The organism is Ferviditalea candida (genome assembly GCF_035282765.1).
Lineage (GTDB): Bacteria > Bacillota > Bacilli > Paenibacillales > KCTC-25726 > Ferviditalea > Ferviditalea candida.
In genome coordinates this window covers 1-4,666 of the sequence record NZ_JAYJLD010000071.1, presented here as the reverse complement: position 1 = coordinate 4,666, position 4,666 = coordinate 1, and the positions used below count along the sequence as shown (strand labels likewise).

The 4,666-nt window shown below is 53.2% G+C and carries 5 protein-coding genes; all 5 read left to right on the top strand.

Annotation, left to right across the window (positions count from 1 at the left end; translation table 11 throughout):
• Window positions 1-37: 37 nt before the first annotated feature.
• Window positions 38-1,291 carry an ABC transporter substrate-binding protein gene (locus VF724_RS20925; protein WP_371756173.1) on the top strand — a complete coding sequence of 418 codons (1,254 nt, stop codon included), beginning with the start codon at window positions 38-40 and terminating at the stop codon, window positions 1,289-1,291.
• Window positions 1,292-1,424: 133 nt separating this feature from the next.
• On the top strand, window positions 1,425-2,243 hold the full coding sequence (locus VF724_RS20920) for a branched-chain amino acid ABC transporter permease (RefSeq protein WP_371756172.1): 819 nt from the start codon (window positions 1,425-1,427) through the stop codon (window positions 2,241-2,243).
• Window positions 2,240-3,220 carry a branched-chain amino acid ABC transporter permease gene (locus tag VF724_RS20915; RefSeq protein ID WP_371756171.1) on the top strand — a complete coding sequence of 327 codons (981 nt, stop codon included), beginning with the start codon at window positions 2,240-2,242 and terminating at the stop codon, window positions 3,218-3,220. The genes VF724_RS20920 and VF724_RS20915 overlap by 4 nt, the downstream gene beginning before the upstream one ends.
• Window positions 3,217-3,975, top strand: a complete 759-nt coding sequence (locus VF724_RS20910; RefSeq protein ID WP_371756170.1) for an ABC transporter ATP-binding protein — start codon at window positions 3,217-3,219, stop codon at window positions 3,973-3,975. Before VF724_RS20915 ends, VF724_RS20910 begins: the two co-directional genes overlap by 4 nt.
• A complete protein-coding gene (locus VF724_RS20905; protein ID WP_371756169.1) occupies window positions 3,962-4,666 on the top strand; it encodes an ABC transporter ATP-binding protein in 705 nt (234 codons plus the stop codon). The genes VF724_RS20910 and VF724_RS20905 overlap by 14 nt, the downstream gene beginning before the upstream one ends.

Sequence of the window (4,666 nt, the reverse complement as noted above, 5' to 3'; positions counted from 1 at the left end):
GGACTGGATTCCAGTGAATCGTTTTTATCAAAAGAGAATGATAGGTTTGCTTTTGGCAGTCATGATGGTATTATTGGCGGCATGCGGAGGCAATACCTCCAGCAATTCCGGGAAGTCCGACAGCGGCAGTCCGGCTCCGGCCGCATCCCCGAGCGCGGCTCCGGCCGACAGCGGCAATGCCGGAGGAGCCGAGAAAAAACCGATTAAAATCGGCATGATGGTAGATACCTCCGGACCTTTGGCCATATCGGGCCAAAGTGAAATCGACGGGCTGAAATTGTATCTGGACAGCATCGGATATCAAATCGACGGCCATAAAGTGGAAGTGGTTTATGAGGACGACGGGTCGAATCCGCAGACCGCATTGCGCAAATACCGCAAGCTGGTGACCAGCGACAAAATCGACATTCTGGTAGCGCCGGTTTCCTCGGCCGTGCTTTATGCGCTGAGAGACGAGGTTGAAAAGGACAAGCTGCCGATGATCGACGTCAACGCGGCGGGCAATGAGCTGTCCTGGAGTAAGAAAAGCGATTATGTTTACCGGATTTCGATTTCCAACTGGCAAAATGGAACCGCCGGCGTGGATTATTTGATCAAGAATGTCGGCAAGAAGGCATTTACGATCGGACCGGACTTCCCGGCCGGACATGAGGTGCTGGCTTCCTTCAAGCATGAGTTCGAAAAGGCCGGCGGAAAGGTTGTCGCGGAAGTCTTCCCGAAAATGGGAACGAACGACTTTGCCAGCTATCTGACCCAAATTGCAGAAGCGAAACCGGATTTCGTATTCGGCTTCATCCCGGACGCCTCGGGTATTCAGTTCTTGAAGCAGTATCATGAATTCGGTCTGGAGAAATCCGTAAAATTGACGGGCACATTGGAATTTGCGGATACGCTGGAAATGCTCCCGGCAGCGGATGCCGCAGTGGGCTTGATCGCAGCGACACCGTATACGCCTTGGCTGGATAATGCGGTCAACAAAAAATTTGTGGAAGCCCATCAAAAAGCCTATGGCAAGCTGCCGAATTTCTTTACGATGGAAGGCTACGACTCGGCTATCGTTATCGAGAAGGCGGTTAAGGAAGCGGGCAGTGCCGATGCTGCGGCACTCATCAAAGTGCTGCCCGGCATTACGTTCGACAGCCCGAGAGGCACGATCAAGATTGACCCGGCCACGCACAACCCGATTCAGAACTTCTATGTCGGAGAAGTGGTCAAGCAAGACGGGAATAATACCTTTAAAGTGCTGGAAACCATAAAAGAAGTAGGTATGCCCGACCAGCCGGTTAAGTAATTCAGCAAGTGAATAACACACAATTTTTTGTGGGAAGGGTTTTCCCTTCCCACAATCTCTTTGTTACAGGGAGGGTATAGGTTTGTCTTTATCCATTTTATCCGTGCAGCTGTTGACGGGACTGACTTACGGGATGCTGTTTTTTTTGATTGCGGTCGGATTGTCGATCATCCTTGGGGTAATGAACATCGTCAATCTGTCCCACGGAACTTTTTTTATGCTCGGAGGCTACATCTCCTTCTCGCTGTTGAACGGAAAGGTCAGCTTTTGGCTGGCGATCGTGGTTTCGGTGATCGCCATGGCCATTTTCGGAGTGATCGTTGAACGGTTTTTGTTGAAAAACTCATACGGAAAAGAATTGGAGCAAGTGTTGTTGACCTTCGGGCTGGCTTTCATGCTGGCCGATGGCGTGAAGTGGATTTGGGGGACGGATTTGCACATGCTTCCGACGCCGGCGCTTTTGGATACCTCCATTCCGATGGGCAATGTCGCGTTTCCGGTGTATCGGCTGTTTGTCGTGCTGGTCGGAGCTGTCATCGCGATTTTTCTATGGTACATGGAAACGAGGACGCGGATCGGCTCGATGATCCGGGCCGGCGTCGATGACCGTGAAATGGTCAGCGCCCTCGGGATTAAGGTGAACCTGCTGTTCTCCGGCGTGTTTGCGTTCGGCGCGGGTCTGGCGGGCTTGAGCGGCGTCCTGGGCGGTCCGATCATCGGGATGTATCCGGGGATGGACTCGGATATTCTGGTGACCTCGCTGATCGTGGTGGTCATCGGGGGACTGGGTTCCTGGAAGGGCTCGTTTGTTTCGGCGATCCTTGTCGGCTTGATTGAAACGCTTGGGAAGGTATGGTTCCCGGCCTTGTCGATGGTCATCATCTTCCTGCTGATGATTGCGGTGCTCATGATCAAGCCTTCCGGCTTGTTCGGAAGGAGGAACGTCATATGAGATCAGCAAGCAAAAGCGTATGGACGATCCTCGGGATCGCGCTGTTTGTCGCATTGCCCTTTATGGTTTCCTCGTACGGGGTGCTGCTGACCACGGAAATTTTCATCATGGCCATTTTCGCGATGAGTCTCGGTTATTTGATGGGCTATGCGGGATTGGTGTCGCTGGGACATGCCGCGTTTTTCGGCATCGGCGCTTATACGATCGCGCTGGCCGGCGATCACATCGCCAACACCTATGTCCTGATATTGCTGGCTGTCGTTTTTTCGGGCCTCATCGCCTGGATCTCGGGCAGCTTGTTTATCCGCACATCGGCCTTTTATTTTCTGATGATTACGCTCGCCTTCGGGCAGCTTTTGTATGCCTTGGTCTGGCAGCTGAAACCGATCACCGGAGGGGCGGACGGCAAGAAGGTTTCCGCCGTTATGGACTTCGGGTTCGGCCCGATTGTCGATCCCAATATGATGTATGTCGTGACAGGCATTCTCTTTTTGCTGAGTTATTTATTTTTGCGCAAACTGGCGTCGTCCCCCGCGGGCAAGGTGATTAAAGGCGTGATGGAAAACGAGAACCGGATGAAGTCGCTGGGCTACAATATTCGCACGTACAAATTGCTGGCCTATACGCTTTCGGGCATGCTGGCCGGTTTGGCGGGAGCGCTGTACGCTTATTATAATGTATTTGTCAGTCCGGATTTAATCATCTGGCTGTTTTCGGGACAGGTGCTGATCATGGTCATCGTCGGCGGAGTCGGGACGCTGATCGGGCCTGCGGTAGGCGCCGGATTTTTCCTGATCCTGCAAAACTATATGAGCTCCTATACGGAACGCTGGCCGATGATCATGGGAATTATTTTCATCACCTTCGTTCTCCTGAGAAAAGGGGGCATCGTGAATCTCCTTGCGCTTTTGGGGAAAAAGCGGTCCGGCGGCGAAGCGGATTCACTTGATCGGGAACAAAAGGAGGCAGTCCGATGAGCTTACTTCAGGTCCAAGGAATCTACAAATCATACGGCAGCCTTCCCGTGCTGCAGAACGTCTCGCTTGAGGTTCAGCCCCAGGAAAGGCACGTGATCATCGGACCGAACGGGGCCGGAAAAACGACGCTGTTCAACGCGATCACGGGCGTCATTCCGATCGATGCGGGGTCGATTGTGATGGAAGGCAAAAACATCGGCCAGTCTCCGGCGCACGTCCGTGTGGCCAGCGGGATGGCGAGAACCTTTCAGAAAAACAATCTGTTTGAAAATTTGACGCTGGAAGAAAATCTGGAACTTTCCGTTCTGTCGAATAAATCGTACCGGTATCAGATCATGAAATCGGCGAAAAAATACTCGGAAATCTATGAGGGCACCAAGCAATTGCTGGACGATTGGGATTTATGGGACAGGCGCAAGCGGCTGGTCAAAGAGCTGAGCTACGGGGAGCAGCGCTTGCTGGAGCTGCTGCTGGCGCTTGCCTTAAAGCCCAGATTGCTGATGCTGGATGAGCCGACCTCGGGCATGTCGCCGGCGGAAACGCGGCGGACGATCGAATTGATCCAAAGCCTGCCGAAAAGCATCGCGCTCTTGGTCGTCGAGCATGACATGGAAGTGGTGTTCTCGATTGCCGAGCGGATCACCGTGCTGCATCACGGGGAAGTGTTCCTGTCGGGCAAGCCGGAGGAAATCCGCGGGCATGAAAAGGTGACGGAAATTTATTTTGGGGGAGGGGCCAAGCATGCTGGAGCTTAAGGATGTGCATACCTATTATGGCAACAGTCATATCTTGCAGGGAATATCCTTTTCCGTTGCGCAGGGCAAATGCTATGTGATGCTGGGACGCAACGGGGCCGGCAAGACGACGACGATCAATACGATCTCCGGTTTGGCGCCTTCCCGCTCGGGCTCGGTGGTGTTTCAGGGGGAAGCGATTCAAAGCCAGCCCTCGTGGAAAATTTCGCGGATGGGCATCGGATTCGTTCCGCAGGGCAGAAGAATTTTCCCTTCCTTGACGATCAAGGAGAATTTGACGATGTCGGCCCGCCCGAATCCGAAAAACGGCGGAAACGCTTGGGATTTGGAGGCGGTTTACGATTTGTTTCCGGTTCTGAAGGAAAGGGAAAAGAACATGGGGAACCAATTGTCCGGAGGGCAGCAGCAAATGCTGGCGATCGGACGGGCGCTGATGACCAATCCGGAACTCGTGCTGATGGACGAGCCGTCGGAGGGCCTTGCGCCGATCATTATCGATCAGATCGGGGACATTGTCATCCGCTTGAAGGAGACCGGCTTATCCATCCTGATGGTCGAGCAGAACATTGCGCTGGCGTGCAGGGTCGCCGATAAAATCCTGATTATGAACAAAGGCAGAATCGTCTGCGAGCTTGATCCGGACGAGCTGCTGGCCAATAAAGAGATCCAGCATCAATATTTGGGCGTTTGA